At 59.8% G+C, this 16,969-nt stretch carries 13 protein-coding genes and 1 pseudogene; 8 read left to right on the top strand and 6 right to left on the bottom strand.

Annotated elements, in window-relative coordinates; genetic code table 11:
- Positions 1-216 precede the first annotated feature (216 nt).
- The 3 genes from FJW08_RS08060 (at position 217) to FJW08_RS32330 (ending at position 1,708) form a co-directional block, all read left to right on the top strand.
- A complete protein-coding gene (locus FJW08_RS08060; RefSeq protein ID WP_140765768.1) occupies positions 217-534 on the top strand; it encodes a YMGG-like glycine zipper-containing protein in 318 nt (105 codons plus the stop codon).
- A 132-nt stretch (positions 535-666) separates the two neighbouring features.
- The gene (locus FJW08_RS08055; protein ID WP_140765769.1) at positions 667-1,281 is read left to right on the top strand and encodes a methyltransferase domain-containing protein; all 615 of its coding nucleotides are present in this window, start codon (positions 667-669) and stop codon (positions 1,279-1,281) included.
- 220 nt (positions 1,282-1,501) lie between these two features.
- Complete coding sequence (locus FJW08_RS32330) at positions 1,502-1,708, top strand: hypothetical protein (protein WP_181182870.1); 207 nt, start codon at positions 1,502-1,504, stop codon at positions 1,706-1,708.
- 305 nt (positions 1,709-2,013) lie between these two features.
- Here FJW08_RS32330 and FJW08_RS08045 read toward each other — a convergent pair whose 3' ends face one another.
- Together FJW08_RS08045 and FJW08_RS08040 are read right to left on the bottom strand one after the other, a co-directional pair.
- A complete protein-coding gene (locus FJW08_RS08045; protein ID WP_181182869.1) occupies positions 2,014-3,021 on the bottom strand; it encodes a LysR family transcriptional regulator in 1,008 nt (335 codons plus the stop codon).
- A 178-nt stretch (positions 3,022-3,199) separates the two neighbouring features.
- Positions 3,200-4,195: a class I SAM-dependent methyltransferase gene (locus FJW08_RS08040; RefSeq protein WP_140810084.1), complete on the bottom strand. Its 996-nt coding sequence runs from the start codon at positions 4,193-4,195 to the stop codon at positions 3,200-3,202.
- 373 nt (positions 4,196-4,568) lie between these two features.
- On the opposite strand from FJW08_RS08040, the gene FJW08_RS08035 reads away from it, so the two are divergent.
- The 3 genes from FJW08_RS08035 to FJW08_RS08025 all read left to right on the top strand — a co-directional run bounded on the left by FJW08_RS08035 (position 4,569) and on the right by FJW08_RS08025 (position 8,055).
- Positions 4,569-5,360: an AraC family transcriptional regulator gene (locus FJW08_RS08035; RefSeq protein WP_224617095.1), complete on the top strand. Its 792-nt coding sequence runs from the start codon at positions 4,569-4,571 to the stop codon at positions 5,358-5,360.
- Positions 5,361-5,534: 174 nt separating this feature from the next.
- Positions 5,535-6,665 (top strand): MFS transporter, encoded by a 1,131-nt coding sequence (locus FJW08_RS08030; protein WP_140810081.1) that lies wholly within the window; start codon positions 5,535-5,537, stop codon positions 6,663-6,665.
- Complete coding sequence (locus tag FJW08_RS08025) at positions 6,655-8,055, top strand: hypothetical protein (protein WP_140810080.1); 1,401 nt, start codon at positions 6,655-6,657, stop codon at positions 8,053-8,055. The genes FJW08_RS08030 and FJW08_RS08025 overlap by 11 nt, the downstream gene beginning before the upstream one ends.
- 293 nt (positions 8,056-8,348) lie before the next feature.
- On the opposite strand, the gene FJW08_RS08020 is transcribed toward FJW08_RS08025, so the two are convergent.
- Positions 8,349-9,938 (bottom strand): FAD-binding oxidoreductase, encoded by a 1,590-nt coding sequence (locus FJW08_RS08020; RefSeq protein ID WP_246682275.1) that lies wholly within the window; start codon positions 9,936-9,938, stop codon positions 8,349-8,351.
- Positions 9,939-10,259: 321 nt separating this feature from the next.
- On the opposite strand from FJW08_RS08020, the gene FJW08_RS08015 reads away from it, so the two are divergent.
- On the top strand, positions 10,260-12,188 hold the full coding sequence (locus tag FJW08_RS08015; RefSeq protein WP_140810079.1) for an adenylate/guanylate cyclase domain-containing protein: 1,929 nt from the start codon (positions 10,260-10,262) through the stop codon (positions 12,186-12,188).
- Between the two features lie 543 nt (positions 12,189-12,731).
- On the opposite strand, the gene FJW08_RS08010 is transcribed toward FJW08_RS08015, so the two are convergent.
- A complete protein-coding gene (locus FJW08_RS08010) occupies positions 12,732-13,703 on the bottom strand; it encodes an adenylate/guanylate cyclase domain-containing protein (RefSeq protein ID WP_348642658.1) in 972 nt (323 codons plus the stop codon).
- On the opposite strand from FJW08_RS08010, the pseudogene FJW08_RS32880 reads away from it, so the two are divergent.
- Positions 13,673-13,855, top strand: a pseudogene (locus FJW08_RS32880) (IS91 family transposase); the annotation flags it as partial. The gene FJW08_RS08010 and the pseudogene FJW08_RS32880 sit on opposite strands and share 31 nt — an antisense overlap.
- A gap of 471 nt (positions 13,856-14,326) precedes the next feature.
- On the opposite strand, the gene FJW08_RS07995 reads toward FJW08_RS32880, so the two are convergent.
- Together FJW08_RS07995 and FJW08_RS32655 are read right to left on the bottom strand one after the other, a co-directional pair.
- Positions 14,327-16,273 (bottom strand): adenylate/guanylate cyclase domain-containing protein, encoded by a 1,947-nt coding sequence (locus FJW08_RS07995; RefSeq protein WP_140810076.1) that lies wholly within the window; start codon positions 16,271-16,273, stop codon positions 14,327-14,329.
- A gap of 329 nt (positions 16,274-16,602) precedes the next feature.
- Complete coding sequence (locus FJW08_RS32655) at positions 16,603-16,761, bottom strand: hypothetical protein (RefSeq protein ID WP_246682273.1); 159 nt, start codon at positions 16,759-16,761, stop codon at positions 16,603-16,605.
- Between the last annotated feature and the right edge of the window lie 208 nt (positions 16,762-16,969).

The raw sequence follows: 16,969 nt of genomic DNA, 5'->3' as shown, positions 1-16,969 counted from the left end.
TGTCAATTCTAGCGGGCAGCGCATGGCAATTCCAGTCGAGATTAAATCGAAGCGTCCGCCCGACTACTTTTGCACTTTGGAAACCATGGCTTTCAACTCATGGGAAACCCTGACTCACTTCGTGAGAAGCCGCGCCGCCGTTCCGCCGCAATGCAACCGCATCGGCTTCGTTCGCCCCTGTCCGTCAGTCCGCGGGGCTTCAGAGGAGTTCCAGTGATGATCATCAAGAAGGCTATTCTGGCGGTGCTGATCACCGCAGCACTTGCGGGTTGCCAGTCGCAGACTGAAGGCCAGCAGCGCGCCACCACCGGTGCGCTATTGGGCGGCGCCGGCGGCGCGCTCGTCGGCCAGGCTATCGGCGGTAACACCAAGAGCACGGTCATCGGCGCGGCCAGCGGCGCGCTGCTGGGCGCCGTCGTCGGCTCGGCTACAACTCCGCAGCGCCGCGAGGACCAGCTCTGCCGCTATCAGGACCGCTACGGCCGGATCTACACGGCGCCTTGTGACGACCGTTACTACAACGGCAATTATTGACGAGCTTCTGCAATTATTGACGAGCTTCTGACTGTGTGAGCCGGCGCGTTAACGCCGGCTCCCTCACACCGTCATTCTTTTGTACGCTTTGCGGGATATGACGGTTTTGCGGCGGGCAGGAGGAGGTCGAGAATGACAAGCCTTGCCGGTGCCCTGAAAAACCGCGGCAAGCATGCAGTGAAGCGGCTGCTTCGCTACGACAGCCGCAACTGGCTGCGCATCCGCCAGATCGAAGCCTTCACGGTTTTCCTCGAAGCCGCCAACCGCAAGTCGCGCGACGTGATCGAGATTTCGCCGGGCTGGAACCGCTACTGGCGGGCGCTGTGCCCGGATTACCGGTCTGTAGATTTTCCCGAGTTCGACATCTGCAAGGACCGCACCGACGAGCAATATTCCATCGTCATCGCTGACCAGGTGCTGGAGCATGTGCAGCGGCCGCAAGCGGCGGCCGCCAATATCCACGCAATGACGAAGCCCGGCGGCTGGGCGATGGTGGCAACACCTTTCTTGTTTCGCGTGCATGCGCGGCCGCACGACTACAACCGCTGGACACCCGCAGGGCTGAAACAGCTGATGATCGAAGGCGGCTTCGCCGAGGACGACGTGCAGGCATTTGGGTGGGGCAACAAGACTTGCGCCAAGGCCCATATTGGCGGCCCGGTGCGAGCCTACGGAATGTGGCGGGATTTGAGCAACGACGAGGAATACCCGCTGATGGTTTGGGCGTTCGCAAAAAGGGCGTCGTAACGTTCGATCTTTTTCCGCCATTCCCACGGCGCGGTGAACGAAACAGTCCAGATGCCGCGCCGCGCTGCCATAGCTCACGCTGGGCTTGAGCATAGAAGCCAGTGCTGTACCGGCGTCAGCGAGCGCATGACCCTGACGCCCATCCATTCCCGCCGGCGGCGCAGACTGCCACCATGCGCCTGAACTGATCGCGAGCGACCTCGATGCAGGATGTCGGGCAATGCGCCTCGAGAAAATCCGCCAGCGCGAGAGATACCTTTTGCCCGCAAGGATATTTCTTGCCGACGGCGTCAATGCAGAGCTGCGCGCGTTCGGGCGCGTCAATGCCGTTCAACCGAATTCGCTGCCCGTGAATTTCGATGGTGTTGCCGTCGATGACAAAGGGACTCAGCGGCGCGGCCGTGGCAAGCAGAGGAAGGAGAAGTAGCGCAGCCGTTAAGAGGCAGGCGCCGCTAGGCAATTGCTCCTGGCTTCGAGGTCGATTCCGATTTTGGCGGTCAGACGCGCCTGGTCCGACGGGCGAAGAGCAAATCGCGTGCGTGGCATGGATACTCCCTCTTCGAATGTAGGACGCTTGCGACGCTGCCTATCGGCAGAGGCCAAGCGCATGGCGAGCGCCTTCGAGCACGATAATCTCAAGGGAGCGTTGGTGCAAAAGACCGTCTTCGAGGGACGGCATCAGCCGCCGATCCGTCCCGGTCGCTTTTCCTGACGACATCTTCAACTGTCCATTCAGGAGAGCGGCGATCCGGCGTCCGAATGCGAAACTGACTTAGTCTCGCAGGATGGGTCTTGAGGGGCGGCGCTCCGCCAGCTCATTCCGTCGGGCATAGCTCCTGGCGTACCGTTTTTTGGTGCTCTCGGCCTTTGACTGGCGTCCGCCATGTTCTTGGCAAGCCCGACAAGACGCAGGACCGCGCGCTTTGGATTCGATTCAAGCCAGATGCCTCTGATTGAACTAACGCTGTTTTTCCCACTCAGAGGCTTCCACCGGGCGGAATCGATGGCAATTGTCCTGGCATAGCTCGCCTCTGCCAAAGTGATGCCTTGCCCGAGCTGCACCTGGAAAATGACGGTCGCTTGGTTCGCGCGACACGTATGAATGGCCGGCCCGCCACCGGCCGCAATGCGTTCGAGCAGGCACAGGTCCGACGGCGGCCCTTCCAGCCCGTACGGGACGAGCAGAGGCATGTCCGCGAGGTCGGACCATCTGAGCACTGGCCTCTCGACAAGAGAATGACAGGACGGCAGGAGCACGAAGAGGCGCTCTTGCCAGAACACTTCGCTGCTGCAGAATTTGGCGGTGCCAATGTGATGTGTGAACACAAGGTCGAAGCGCCTGCGGCGTATTGCAGAAAGGCGCTGGCCCGATGGGACATCTTCAATGGTCAGCCTTACGTCCGGGTATAGCTTGCCGAAACGCTCGATGAGGCGTTTGAGGAATTCTCCTCCTGTCACGCAGCACAGCCCAATCCTGAGTGTCTTGGCATCCTTGTTATCGCGCACACGCTCGGCGAAAGCATCGAGCAGGCCGTCGTAGTGAGCCCGCACGATTTCGATCCAGGCGCGGCCTGTTTTAGTCAAGCGAACGCCGCGCACATCGCGCTCGAACAGCTGGATGTCGAGCTGCTGTTCGAGTTTGACGACGTTGCGGCTGACCGAGGATTCCTGGACCCTCAGCGCTCTTGCGGCCTGACGCATGCTGCCGTGATCCACGGCCGCAAAAGCGTAGGTCAGCAACTGGATAGCGTTCCCGTTCCGCGTCATCTCGCTAGAGCTTCGTGACCTATCCCCTCGGTAGGCGTCTGTCTCACCGCAATGCGATCGGATCCGTTTTGCGGACGGGCGGCACTCAGCTGTATCAACAGTCTCACCTGGCTGCATGGGCCTCGGCGCAGCTGGCACCCCATTGGCTCCGTCACACCGGACTGTCCGTCATGGCGATCGTCGCGGCGTCAGATACGCTGGTCTCGTAGACATATTCATGCGGAATGGCCGGCGTTGGCATCTGTGAGGCGTAGAGATCGAGATTTTCCTTGCTGTTGCTTGCCGCTAGGCTGCAGAAATTGCCGCTGTTCCACGTCATCGTGCAATACCTGAAATGCGCACCTATGGAGCGCGCCATCTCTGCCAGCGTAACCTCATTGTTGAACATGGTCCCGAGGACGTCCGTCTTCTTTTTTGCGATTTCGTCCGGGGGAAAGTACCTCGCCTTGAAGCCATAGTCCTTCTGGTACTCTCGACGCTGGTAGTCGCTTTCATCGCCCGCCCTGAATTTTTCGACGAAGACGAAGATGCCACCCTCCTTGAGGTGCTGGGTTACGAACTCGATCTGCTTGGGTCTGTTGGGCGAGTACATCTGGAAGGTTGTGTCCTCCAGGATGACGTCAAAGCCTCGCGTGAATTTCTTCAGCCGCCGATCAGATCCGAGCGCATCCTTGGTCAACCAGTGGAACGGGCCGATGAAGAATTCGGCGTGGGCCGGTTCGCCATACGCCATGAAGGATTTGTAGTTCTCGGGGTTCGGGCTGCAGGACAGCGAAAGAATCTGCCCATCCGAAAATTCTGACAGGGTTCTGGCCATCGTGCCTTCGGCTGTTCCAAGGCTATACAGCGACAGCGCGGATCCACGCCGCCGAGCATAGTTCAGCACCGCGTAGGCCATCCGGCACTCCTCCTCCAATCTGTAGGGAATGCTGCCGTGATAGTGCTGGTCGAAAAAGCCTTGCCGGGCTGCGTGCAGGCCAACGAGATCGCGCAGGAGTTCATCGCTGGGCAGAAGGCGGGGGTCGGCCTGAGGCTTGCGAACTGGCATCCCGCTTTTGCCCGCTGCGGTTGCCGCAAAAAACCCTGCTAGTTGGTTGATCCGTGGTCCTTGGTCGCACTCGGCCAGAAAATCGTTGAGCCCTCGCATCGCGCATTCCTCCCGCACCGTTGCTTTGGTGAGATGCCAAGAGATCAATGAGAAAACTCCACTCAATTAAGAGTGGTCTAATGTTTCAGATTGATTCGAGTCTTGGCCGGGGCACTGGTAGGCCTGCTAAATACGAGCGGCTTTCCTACGATTGCCATTTTTTTACTAAAGTCACATCTTCTGCCAATCCTGAGTTAGTTGTGATTTGTCCAGCAACCTCTGGTTAGGCACAACACGGGAGGGCGGGCTACTCTTAGTAAGAAGGCTGCTGCCATCCGTGGACACCCCTTGCCTCGATCCGAACAAGATCCGCCGTTCACAGCACCAGACGCTTACACACCAACATGAGAGTTGGGGCAACATACGAGCAGACTTGATCAGGAGAACTGGTCTGGAGCGCCAGGAAACAGCAATTTCGTTCCCGGGCCACATATTCCTGATGAACCTGAAAGGGGCGGCAAGCCGCGGAGAGGATTTCGTCGACGGGCGTCGGATCTCGTTCTCGCCACGGCCGGCTGGCTCGGTAATCCATATGCCTGCCGGCAGTGATTGGACGGGGTGGGACGAGGGAGAACCGACGGCCGCCTACCTGCTCGTCTCAATTGAAAAAGGGTTCGCCGACGAAGCCTTCGGCGGGATGGTGCGCCGTCGCTCGGGCGACCTGCCGGCTTCGATCGGATTTCGGGACAGCACGGTGGAGATGGCGTTGCAGCGGATCGCCATCGAGCTCAGGCAGCCCGATCCGATCAGCGTGACGATGGTCGAGAGCCAGGCGATGCACTTGCTCGTTCAGATGGTCAGGCGCAACGGCCACTATAACGAGCCGGCGAAAGGCGGGCTGTCAGCCTTCGATCTCAAACGAGCGATCGCAATGATCGAAGCCTCGTCGGACGAGACACCCACCCTCGCCGATCTGGCAAAGGAGGTCGGTGTCAGCCGTTTCCATTTCAGCAGGGCTTTCAAGCAATCTACCGGGATGACGCCACACGCGTATATCGCGCGGCGTCGACTGGACCAGTCCGCCGACATGCTGCGATCGACCAACTTGTCGGCGACGGAGATCGCGCTGGAATGCGGGTTCGGCAGCTCAAGCCATTTCACGATCGCCTTTAAGCGGGCATTCGGTGTTAGTCCGAGGGAATACCGCCGCCGATCCAGGATTTGATTCAAAACTTCCGCTGATTTCAGCAACGAACTGAAAAAACAAGCGTGATTGTTAAGCGGCAATCTGGGCAGTGGGTATGACAAGCGCCGATTGGATGCGCAGCCCTTGTCAAATGCAATTCAAATTCACGCTGACCTGAGATCAAGCATCCAGTCCCGTCTATGGCTTGGATTCATGGCCAGCACGCTATTGGCGGCAGTCGGACGAAACGGGTATTACATCGCATCCGCCTGGACTGTTGTCGCAGCAGGCTGCGGAAGCGCCGGCGTGGCGATACTGCTTGCGACCGTCAGTGTCGTCGAATTCGTTGCAAGCCCTCTAGCCGGCCTGGCAGCGGACCGGTTTGACCGACAGCGATTGAACATCACGGCCGACCTCGGTCGCGTTGCCATCTTGCTCGCCACGGCTTGCACGCTTCTCTACCGGGACGCCTTTTTAACGCTCTGCCTGTCAGCGGCGCTCTTTTCGATTTGCGATCGTGTCGCTCTGATCGCTTCGCAAGCGATGATCCCGCTCGTGACGGGAGGCGCCGAACTTGCGGCAACGAATTCCATCATCTTCTTCATCATGCAGTTAGGCAGCCTCGGCGCAGCGTTGCTAGCCGGATCACTACTGGGTGGGCGCTCCCCTGCCCTGACGTTCATGGTGCTCGCCCTGTTGTTCCTCGTTTCAGCCGTCTCACTGTCCTGGATGCGGCCAGGCCGCCTCCCGCAAGGTGTCAGAACAGCCAAAGGCCTGGCACCGAACATCGACAAGCATCTCCTCGATCTGTTTGCCGCCTATGCCCTTTTCTATGGAGGCGCGGTGCTGGTCACGGTGATGGGATCAAGCTTCGTCTTCGAAGAGCAGCAAGGCACCGCCGCCGATTTCGGCTACCTTGAGGCCGCGTGGTCGGCTGGTTCGGTTATTGGGGCGGCTGTTCTCGTCAGGCTGACACGAGCGATAAGTGGTCCTATACTGCACCTCATGCTTTTGGCCTCAACGGCGCTCGCGTTGATGTCGTTGATCACTGCGCGCGCGCCCTGGACATTGATCGTCTTCGCCACGCTTGGGTTTCTCTACAATCTGGGCCGGGTGAGCATCGAGGTCACACTGCAGTCGCGTATGCCTGACAATGCATTGGGCAGGGCCAAGGGCGTCATGCACAGTCTCGCTGTCGCGCTGGGACTGGTCATATTCAGCATCGCTGGCGCTATGGGCGAGAGTGTATTTCCTTCGACGATCTTCTTCGGATTCGGGGTGGTGCTCCTGATCAGCATTCCTGCATTGAGCATCGGCATCGCGCAGCGAAAGGATGAACCGTGAGGTGGATGAGCTAGCGACCGACACAGACGCCAAGCAGGCGGTGCTGGACTCTCTGGCGACGCTCTATCCTTGGACGCGCTCCTATCATTGCCGCCCGCTTCGCGATTATGCGTCCCGCTTGTTCGAAGCGCCTACCCAGAAATTGGAACCCGAAATTCGCAGCCGCGCGCTTGCCAAGCTGGTCGACACGATCAGGAATGCGGGAAAGCGAAACGGATTGCCGATCAACGCCGTCTCCCAAATATGCAAAGATCTAGAGCAACGCCGCGTGTTGCAGACCGGCCCGCATTTGTTTCTCCTCATGGAGCCAGAGGCCTACTACACCCACATCTTCAGCCTGCTTGGCCTCTCGGCGCATGGCTGCTCGAGCTACGTTTCCTATGCCGTTTCAACGGTGAGTCTCGTTGAAAAGCCCCGCAAGGGGCCAGGCTGGATCAAGCTTGACGGGAAGCCGGTCAACGTCTTCGGTCTCAGCCGAAGCCGGATGATCGGATACGGCCTTCTGACCGGGCCTGGATCATACCGGTTCGAGCTGGTGCCAGCGGAGCCAAATGCCGAGGGAGATGCCCTCGCCCTGCTTCGCAGTCTTCTGCCGAAGACGCAGTTCGAGCGGCCTGCGCATGCCATCAAGGCAGCCAATCGCATCCTCTGGCCAAAACTGTTCGGAGAGAGCTTTGCCTTCCTGCAAATCGACGATGAGGATGTTGCCGACCTGGTGGCGGACCACCTGTCAGACGAGGGCTCCTGGCTGCGTACGAGGTTGCTGGAAAGCCCAAAGCTGGCTTTGAATATCCTTGACGAGATCGACAGGCTGGCGGCTGGCCCCTGGGGTGGCTGGCTAGCCCGCGGTACCGATTTCTTTTGGTACTATGAAAACGGAAAGCGCCTGCCGCTGCGCATGGTGGGTGGAGAACTCATCAATCTGGCGGCCAGAACGAAGGTAGCTCGCTTCGCGGCTCCCGATATCATCGAGCGGCTGACGAACCGCAGCCTTGTTCCGAACCTGCTCCTTATGTTTCTGGTCCTGTCGATCCTGCCCGGCGTGCGCGCGCTCGGAGGCAGTCACCAGCCGGTCTACTATCCCCTGATGCGCTATGTCATTTGTCGGGCTCTAGAGACCGCAGACATGGATGCGGACCTTCGACGCGCTCTCGTGAGCGATGATGTGCCAGGAGCTTGGGGGCATCGCGTCATTGAATGCGATGAGGATCCATTCGAGTCAATCCGACAGGGCAGCATTGGCGAAACCAGGGAGGTCATCGACCGCTTCGGCGATATGCCTTTCGCTGATGCATGTGGCGGTCTGAGCAGTTTCGTTTCTGATCCGTCGTGGACTGAACTTCGCTCACAGCTGCGGGAGCAAGCGATTGTCCCAAGCGTCTTTTCCTAGAGTGGGTAACCCGCCCTGGCTGAGGTCAAAAATGCGCAGCACCTACCGTCGCAAAATCGACCACGGCACGGCGTATTCGGGCCGTGAGCGGTCGGTCCGGGTTGCGCGGCGTTTTGCGGTTAGCTGCGGTTCTGGTGTCGACCTCATCTAACTCGTAGATAAGGAGTTGGCTTTTCCTGAGAGCGGATGTTTCAGCATCCTGAAGCTGCAGGCTTCATCCTCAACAGGCTATTACGTGATCCGACCAGGCGGATATCAGCCAGATACTACCTCACACCTCATCGAGCGCTGGCTCAGGCTGCGGCGGCCTTAATATTCTGGTTTAAGCTAAAGAAATTCGTTGGATCATATTTCCGCTTCACCTCGGCGAGCCGATCATAGTTTTTGCCGAACGACCTTCTGATCACATCGTCGCCTGCTTCGCTCTGAAAGTTCAGGAAATGATTGCCATTCGAGTAAGGCTCCAGCGCTTCGTACATCGCCCTCGCCCAAGCAATATGCTTGGCGCTTTCGGCCGGATTGGACCATTGCGCAGTGATGCCGATGTTGTATTCGGCCTGGCGCTGGGTGAAGGCGGACTCAGAAGCGCTCACCCGACCGGGCGCACCGCCATAGAATTCGACTACCACTCCCGAGAGGGCTGATTGCATGCGGTTACCGTGCTCCACCAAAAGATCAATGACCTCATCGGTCAGCTTGGGCACGAAACTCGCCTTCCAGTAGTTGTGGGAACGGTCCGGGAAGGCCATGTTGAGTAGGCCCTGCATCGCAGGGAAAGGCATCGGCTGGATTGCGTCGAGGGCTGGTGGCCCATAGGCGCGCAGCGGCGCCAGTACGCGCTCTCCCTCGGCCATGTCACCGCACCAGCAGCCGATCATGGCTACAGCCGGCATCCCGTCCGGGGTCGTTACCATGGCTGCATAGGCGGTTAGTTCCTCAGGCGCCGTCGCCATGAAGTCGCGGTAGAAGCGCAGCATCTCGCCGGCCCGCTCGCGGGGATGCGCGATCAGCCCGCCGAGAACCATAGAAATCGGCTGGGCCCGAAAGCGGAAGCATGTCACGATGCCGAAGTTGCCGCCACCCCCTCGAAGCGCCCAGAAGAGATCCGAATTCTCTTCTGCACCAGCCGAAACGAGATCGCCTGCTGCCGTGACAACCTCGAACGAAATGACGTTGTCACAGCTCAGACCATGCTTTCGAACCAGCCAGCCGACGCCGCCACCGAGTGTCAGCCCGGCGACGCCGGTCTTCGAGACGACGCCCGTGGGCACCGCCAGTCCGTGCAAATGGGTCTCCCGATCTAGATCGCCGAGCATCGCTCCGCCCTGCACCTGAACCGTTCGCGTTCGGGCATCCACCAGCACCCCCCGCATGGCCGACAGGTCGATGACGATACCGTCGTCGCAGAGCGCCCGTCCCGCAACGTTGTGGCCACCACCGCGCACTGCTACGAGAAGGTCGTTCGCGCGGGCGAATCTCACCGCCTGGATCACGTCGGCCACACCGAGGCAGCGCACGATCAGCCCCGGGTGGCGGTCGATCGCCGCATTCCAGATTTGGCGCGCCGTATCGTAGTCGGGATCCGCGGGCTGGATCATCTTTCCGGCGAGGCCGGCAGCAAACTCTTCGACCATCGGAGAGGCGATCGGCACTCCGTGGCGGTTGCACAGCCTTGTTGACATAGCAATTCTCCATTGTTGTGTGGCGAGTCGCTCCAAACTCGTGTTGTGCCGACGAGGTCCAGCTTCATCCAATGCGAACGGGATGTCCAGTTCCGGGACTGAACTAGCCGCCGCTGAATTGGTGGTGGTCAACAACGCCACCGATTGGCCGGCGCCGAAGAGATCCACTAGCCCTGCGGCGGTCGCTTCAATGTCGAGCATCCTACATACCTACTCGTCGCTGGTGTGTCGCAGCGGCAAGTCCACTTCCCGACGCCAGCCACACATCGAAATCTCGATAGTCATCGACCTATGGCCCGCGGGTTCCTTCCTCGGGGACGTTAGTAGGCTTGTCGGCGCCCGATACTCTTCACGACAGCGGAATGGCGGCTCTTGGCGTCTGATAGAGGACGTTCAGCCCGTTACTAATTGCCGAACAGCGGACTGGCGTCGCGTCCGCTTAATGGATGCGAAGGCGGCATGGTGGCCCCAGCACTTCGATGGGTGTACGGTTCTCCGCCATACCTTCGAAGTGGCGCGATCATGCCTGTCCCTCCGCTCAACCGTAAGCTGTTGGCGATCCTGGCCGCCGATGTGGTCGGCTACTCAAGCGCGATGGAAGCCGACGAGGCCGGGACCATCGCGCGGCTGAGGGCCATTCGCGCCGAGCTGACCGATCCCGCGATAGCCCGTCATCATGGCCGCATCGTCAAGCTGATCGGCGACGGTGCGCTCGTCGCCTTCGACAGCGTGGTTGACGCGGTAGTATGTGCCGCGGAGATCCAGCAAGCAGCTGCGAAGCGTAATGCGGGGCTGCTGGCGGCAGAGCGGATCGTGTTTCGCATTGGGATCAATCTGGGCGATGTGGCGCTGGTAGAGGGCGATGTCTATGGCGACGGCGTCAACGTGGCAGCTCGGCTGGAGCAGTTGGCCGAGCCGGGCGGCGTGATGGTGTCGGGCACGGCATACGATCATCTCCAGGGCAAGCTTGATTGGCCGCTCGATTTCGCCGCCGAGCAGCAGGTCAAAAACATCAGCCGCCCAGTGCGAACCTACCGGCTGAGACTCGACGGCAAACGGGTGCGCCGCCCGCTTCTTGGAATGATTCCGCGCTGGACCGGGACGGCTGCGGCGGCCATCGTGGTGCTGGCTCTGGCGGGTGGAGGGACCTGGTGGTTCTTTCAGCCTGCACTGCTGGGGGCCAAGCCGTCGGTCGCGGTGCTGCCCTTCAATAATTATGGCGGCGACGAGGCCACTGGGCGTTTGGCCGATGGCTTGACTGAGGATATCATCACCGACCTCGCGCGGTTTCCCGAACTTGAGGTCGTGGCCCGGAATTCGACGGAAGTTTACAAGGGCAAGCCGGCGGATGCCCGCCTGGTCGCAAGTGCGCTCCACGTCGGCTTCGTACTTGAAGGCTCTATCCAGCGGCAAAATGGGCGAGTGCGGATCACCGCGCAGTTGATCGATGCAAAAACCGGCAACCATCTTTGGTCGGATCGTTGGGACCGGCCCGCTGAGGACGTGTTCGCCGTCCAGACCGAGATTGCAGAGCAAGTCACCAACCGTCTGGGCGGCGGTGTAGGGTTGATTCAGGCGGCCGGGCGGGCCGCGGCCAAACGTAAACGACCTGAAAACCTGAATGCCTATGATTTCTATCTGCTCGGGACCGAGGAGATTGAAAAGCTCACAAAGGCCGATGAGGAGGAGGCCATCTCGCTTCTCAACCACGCCGTCGAGCTGGACCCCGGGCTGGCTCGCGCCTGGGTAGAGCTTTATCACGCTTATGATCTCTTGGCTGTCTTTGGTGTCAATCCCGAGAGCAATTACAAGGCGGCTGCCGCTGTGGCCGAACGCGCGGTGCAGCTTGACCCGAGCGACGCTGAAGCACACGCGGTGTTTGGTATGAGTCTTGCCGATAAGGGCGACATCGTCCGTGCCAAGGCTGAGCTGGATACGGCCCTTCGTCTTGCTCCCGGTTCGTCTGAAATTCTGACTTTCTATTCCGGCTTTGCAGCCCGCTTCGGTGAACCCGAACGCGGCGCTCAGATGGTCGATCAAGTAAAGCGGCTCGACCCGAACTATCCGATGTGGACGTCCAACTTCTTTTCCGGTGCCTATTTTATGGCCGGCCGGTATGAGGACGCGTTGAAGATGCTGGAGCGCATGGCGCCTAACAACTACCAAAAGTGGAATTGGGTGGTGCGTAGCAGCGCCCTCGCGGCACTGGATCGAACCGAAGAGGCGAATGCTTCGGTTAGGGAAACTCTTAAGCAGCAACCGGACCTGACCGTCGAGAGTATCATCAATGAACCCGGCTTGAGCACAATGGAGCGCAGTCGGTTCATTGAAACAATGTCGCTAGCCGGCTTCCCGGCGTGCGCCAGGCCCGAAGTGCTGGCGAAACTCGCCAAACCTGTGAGGCTGCCGGGGTGCGAAGCGGGGGAGGTGCAGTCTCTCGGGCAACCATAGAACAGGCTCGGCGCAAAGGGAGCGGGCCGGTGTCGCCGAGATTGACCCGATTTGGGGCCGACTGCAGACGGACAGCTTCGGGACTCGTATGTTAAAGAGCGGACCTTCAGGTCGGTATCTGCCTGACCCAATTCCTTCCCCACTTAGGCATTTCGTGCCCACCTATATCGGCCTTGCCCAAGCCAGGAAAAGTACGCCTGCCGAAAGGCGGGTTGCCGAAACTTATTCCGTCCGATCCGCCTCGTTCGCGGGGATCTCCTCGCAACCGGATTCAGGCCGCGTGCAGGAGCCAAATGACTGGCGAGATTGTTTAGCGATAACTTTGATAGAACGCTGTCGGCCCGGCCGGCGGCGGGGTAAAGCGGCGATATTGAGGAGCCCGTGAGCCGCATGCCATCTACTTCGAACTGATGATGACAAAGTAAGAAAACAAGAGATAGCCTCTACGCCTCATTCGGTCTCGGCCTTGCCGACGGTGCTTCATTAGCATTGTGGTACGGCGTCCAGCGCCGCGGGCGCGGACACACCGTCTCTGAAACAGAGTTAGCGCGCTTTGATGCAACGATGCCCTTTCAGTAGATAGACCAGCATTCTACCCTTGCCTTTCACGTCAATCAAACCACGCTCCTCGAAGATGTAGAGCGGGCCGATCGCTTCCTTTGCCCGCGAGGTGACCTGAATTTGTCCTGGAACGCCATGTGATTCCATACGAGCCGCTGTATTCACCGTGTCCCCCCACACGTCGTAAAGCGGTTTGCGGCTACCAATCACACCGGCAACGATCGGCCCGCTATCAATTCCGATCCGAACGACCAGTTCCTGTCCGATCTCGTCCGATAGCCTACGTAGCAGAACAAGCATCTCTAGGGCCATGTCAGCCACCGCAGTGGCATGATCCGACTGCGGCACTGGGACGCCACCGGCAACCATGTAAGCGTCGCCAATGGTCTTGATTGTTTCGAGTCCATGTTTCTCCGTCAGAAGATCGAACTCAGAAAAGACTCGATTAAGCAGTGAAACAAGTTCGCTCGCAGGCAGGATCGCGGCGCGCGGGGTGAACGCAACGAGATCAGCGAAAAGAATGGTAACCGACGGCAGATCATCCGATATGATCTCTTTCGGTCGTTCCTTGAGTCGCGATGCAATCGCCGCGGGAACCAGACTGTTAAGCAGGCGCTCTGAGCGTTGATGCTCCAAGTCCAGAGCGTTCTCAGCCGTTTCGGCGCGTTGAAACGCGTAGACCGCGGCGAGAAAATTGACCATCGCTGCCGTCACGACGCAAAAGACGAGGCTCATCGTCGCGAACCAGTCTGGCAGGAAAATCAAGGTCCGAGACGGCGCGAACTTTTCGATCGCCAAGAAAAGTGCGATGTAAATTGCTACAGGTGGGACAGCGAGTAGACGCCTATTCGGCCCGAGCACCATTACAGTTATTGGCGGACCCGCCAAGAAGAAATAATGGGCGGCTAAGTCGCGGCCTGCGATCCCGCGAGCTCCTGGACGTCGCCGGGCCATCCGACGACGACACCCCGGATGAACCGGGCGACTTCCGCCCGGCATGCCCCTGCTGTGGCGGGCGCATGATCGTCATCGAGGTGTTCGAACGCTGGAGGCAGCCGCGCGGGCCGCCGAACGCAACGGCGACGAACCGGGAGACCGCTCCATGACCCGGCATGGCATGGTCGAGCGTTCGGCCGCAGGCGTCCAGCCTCCGGCAACGGATCCAGGTGCGTCCATGGTGATCATCGACGCCGAAAGGGCAGCGTCCGACTGCGCGCGGAGCCTTCAAGGCCGTGCGGCGAGGCAACGAAGCTGTCCGTCCGCATCAAACCCGACGCTTCCCGGTTGCGGTCGCGCCACCGCCGACATCAGCCGAAATCCGAAATCCCCATAGACATCGACCTGTGGCCCGCGGGTTCCTTCCTCGGGGACTTTCGTACGCCTGCCGGCGCCCGAAACTCTTCACGAAAGCCGAAGGGCGGCTTCCCGGACGGGGAGACTGGAAAGCCGACCTCGAGTTCAACATTAGCGCTGACGTTTTTGCGCCCGCTCTGCCCGTTCGACCTGCCTCAAACCCGGACCGGCGGCGCCCGCTCGCGCTTTGTGCGGAGCGGCTTCCATTCGCACCACGCGCTCCATCAGCCCGATGCCGCCTTGGCGCGCTCTCCGTTACACGATTTCACGTGGATCATGTTGGGGTTGTCTTTGAGCTCCGCGGCGGTTGCGCAGGCCGCAAGTCCCGCCTTTCGTGCACCTTCTGCAAGCAGCTCGGTCTCGCGCTCCATGGCGAACCCGCCAAGAAAGGTGAGAAACTTCTCCGCGGTCCATCCGGGGTCATTTTTGAGCACCTCCGCAGCAGCTTTCTTCGCCTCGTCCGGCTGGTTGATGTAACCATATATCATGGCAAGATAAACCCTCTCAATTGGTCCGGCGCCCTTCATAAGTTTTACATATTTAAGTGCCTTGTCGAACTGCTCGCCATAGAAGTATGCAACGTAAAGACTATAATTGTACCAGTCAGGGTAGTATGGATTCAGCAAAATAGCTCGTTCTGCGAGTTGCACTGCTCGTGCAGATTCTCCCTCGGCGAGTCCAGGAATGCTCGTGGCAATCGTCATAAGAGTATCGGCGTCGTTTGGCCCAAGGGTTTCCGCCTTGTTAAACTCGGCAAGGGCTTGCGCTCCCTCACCACGCGTGTTGAGGGCTTGGCCGAGAGCTGCATGGGCCAGATTATTGTTCGGATCGAGCTCCACCGCTTTTTGGGCGGCCTCCATCATCTTTGAACTTGCCTCATGAAAATCAGAAAAACCTTTGCCACCCATCAGGTAATAAACGTAGGCCAAGCCAACATAGGCCCGCGACATGTGCGGATCGAGCTCTATGGCTTTTTGGAATAGCTTCTCTCCTTCAATCAACCCATCTTTGGTGACACCGCCGACCGGAGTGAGGGCCACCGCGTCAGCCATCAAATAGGTGTCATATGCCGTCAAACTGTTGGGTGCCTTGTGCTGGGCGAGTTTCAATTGTGATCTACGAAACGCACCGCTGGTTGACGCCAAGCTATTTGCGATCTTCGCGGTGACGTCGCTCTCCACCGCGAAGATGTCTTCGTCGGATCGATCGTAGCGGTCGGACCAGACGTCGGCGCCTGTGGCCGTGTCGACAAGCTGTGTCCTGATGCTAACGCGACCGTCGTTCGCCTGCAGGCTGCCCGTAAGAACATACCTCACGCCCAGATCGGCGCCGACTTGGCGGACGTCGACAGCCTTGCCCTTGTAAACCTTGGTTGAGTGGCGTGCGATGACGAGAACTTGGTCCGCTTGGGACAGGTTGGTGACTATGTCCTCCGTAATCCCGTCAGCGATCCGCTCCCATTTGGGATCATCACCGAGGCTCTCGAACGGCAGGACGGCAATCGAGGCCTGATCAACAGCCGCGCCCGATGATTTCCACCAGCCTTGGATGCCGAGTGCGGCACTGGCAGCTACCATCACGAGAAGCACCAATCCTGCCGGCACAAGCCGTCCACGGCGCAAACGACGAGCTTTGAGTAAGCGGCGCCGTGGCTGTCCATGAAGATTCACCCGGTAGACCGCCACGGGCTCTGCGATGTTCTTAACACGCTGCTCGCCCATGGCCTCGAAAGCGAAGGCAAGCTTCTTCTCTACCTCCTTGGCCACCTTGCCGGACACATAGATGCCGCCAGGCTCCGCGATCTGCTCAAGGCGTGCCGCTATGTTGACCCCTTCGCCGTAGCGATCGTCGCCTTCGACGATCACCTCGCCGAGATTGATGCCGATCCGCACCTGGAAGCGCTGATCCTCGGGAACGGCCGCATTGCGCTCTGCGAGGCCTCCCTGAAGCGCCACGGCGCATTCGACGGCGTCCATGACGCTAGAGAACTCTGCCAGAAGACCGTCGCCCATGAGCTTGAAGATGTGCCCATGGTGGCCGGCAACTTCGGGTTCGAATAGTTCCTTGCGGCCGGCCCTCAGGCGCTCGAACGTGCCCTGTTCGTCCTGCTCCATCAGTGCGGAGTAGCCGACGACGTCCGCGGCAAGAATTGCAGCTAGCTTCCGGTCCATGACCGCGCCCCCACGCTTGATAGCATCACACTGCGCGCCTCGCTCGCTCTCACGCGGCAGTGTCGGTGACGCTGCCGAAAGCGGCGCGGAGACTTCCGTGTCTCACTCGCAACATTAGACCTATCGAAAGTATTGTCGAGGGGGCCAGCGGTTCCGGTCGGTCCGAGTCTCGCGGCAACTTTGTTTACAAATTGCCTCTTGGTCGCCGGCAACGTCCGCAATTGGGCGGTGGCATGCTCAACTTCAACGGCCGACATTGGGAAGGGTTTCGGGTGCCGTCAGGCGTACGAAAGCCTCTCATGCAGGAACCCGCGGGCTACAGTCGATGTCTATAGGGATTTCGATTTGCGGCTGATGTCGGCGATAGCGCGACCGTCGCCGGGAAGCGCCGGGATGGATGCGGACAGGCGGCTTCGTTGCGCCTCCGCGCGATGTTGTCGGCACGGTAAGCGGCTGAAGGCGGCCCCGTCGGCGTCGACGATCACCATGGACGCGTTTGGGTCCGTTACCGGAGGCTGAGGGCCTGCGGTTGAAGTCTCGACGACTATTCCATGCCGGGTCATAGAGCGGTCTCCCGGTTCGTCGCGGTAGCGTCCCGCGGTCCGCGTGGCTGCCCCCGGCGTTCGAGTACCTCGACGACGATCATGCGTCCGCCGCAGCACGGGCATGACGGGCGGAAGTCCTCCGGTTCGCCTG

It is taken from the genome of Mesorhizobium sp. B3-2-1 (assembly GCF_006439515.1).
Taxonomy (GTDB): Bacteria; Pseudomonadota; Alphaproteobacteria; order Rhizobiales; family Rhizobiaceae; genus Mesorhizobium.
This window is presented reverse-complemented; position numbering and strand designations above follow the sequence as displayed.

What these genes read in the sequence shown, in the direction of transcription:
- FJW08_RS08030 (WP_140810081.1), top strand. Translation starts at nt 5,535, where the DNA reads ATGGCCAGCACGCTATTGGCGGCAGTCGGACGAAACGGGTATTACATC.
- FJW08_RS08025 (WP_140810080.1), top strand. Translation starts at nt 6,655, where the DNA reads ATGAACCGTGAGGTGGATGAGCTAGCGACCGACACAGACGCCAAGCAG.
- FJW08_RS08040 (WP_140810084.1), bottom strand. Translation starts at nt 4,195, where the DNA reads ATGCGAGGGCTCAACGATTTTCTGGCCGAGTGCGACCAAGGACCACGG.
- FJW08_RS08055 (WP_140765769.1), top strand. Translation starts at nt 667, where the DNA reads ATGACAAGCCTTGCCGGTGCCCTGAAAAACCGCGGCAAGCATGCAGTG.
- FJW08_RS08015 (WP_140810079.1), top strand. Translation starts at nt 10,260, where the DNA reads ATGCCTGTCCCTCCGCTCAACCGTAAGCTGTTGGCGATCCTGGCCGCC.
- FJW08_RS32655 (WP_246682273.1), bottom strand. Translation starts at nt 16,761, where the DNA reads ATGGTGATCGTCGACGCCGACGGGGCCGCCTTCAGCCGCTTACCGTGC.
- FJW08_RS08010 (WP_348642658.1), bottom strand. Translation starts at nt 13,703, where the DNA reads ATGGCCCGGCGACGTCCAGGAGCTCGCGGGATCGCAGGCCGCGACTTA.
- FJW08_RS32330 (WP_181182870.1), top strand. Translation starts at nt 1,502, where the DNA reads ATGCGCCTCGAGAAAATCCGCCAGCGCGAGAGATACCTTTTGCCCGCA.
- FJW08_RS08020 (WP_246682275.1), bottom strand. Translation starts at nt 9,938, where the DNA reads ATGCTCGACATTGAAGCGACCGCCGCAGGGCTAGTGGATCTCTTCGGC.
- FJW08_RS08060 (WP_140765768.1), top strand. Translation starts at nt 217, where the DNA reads ATGATCATCAAGAAGGCTATTCTGGCGGTGCTGATCACCGCAGCACTT.
- FJW08_RS07995 (WP_140810076.1), bottom strand. Translation starts at nt 16,273, where the DNA reads ATGGACCGGAAGCTAGCTGCAATTCTTGCCGCGGACGTCGTCGGCTAC.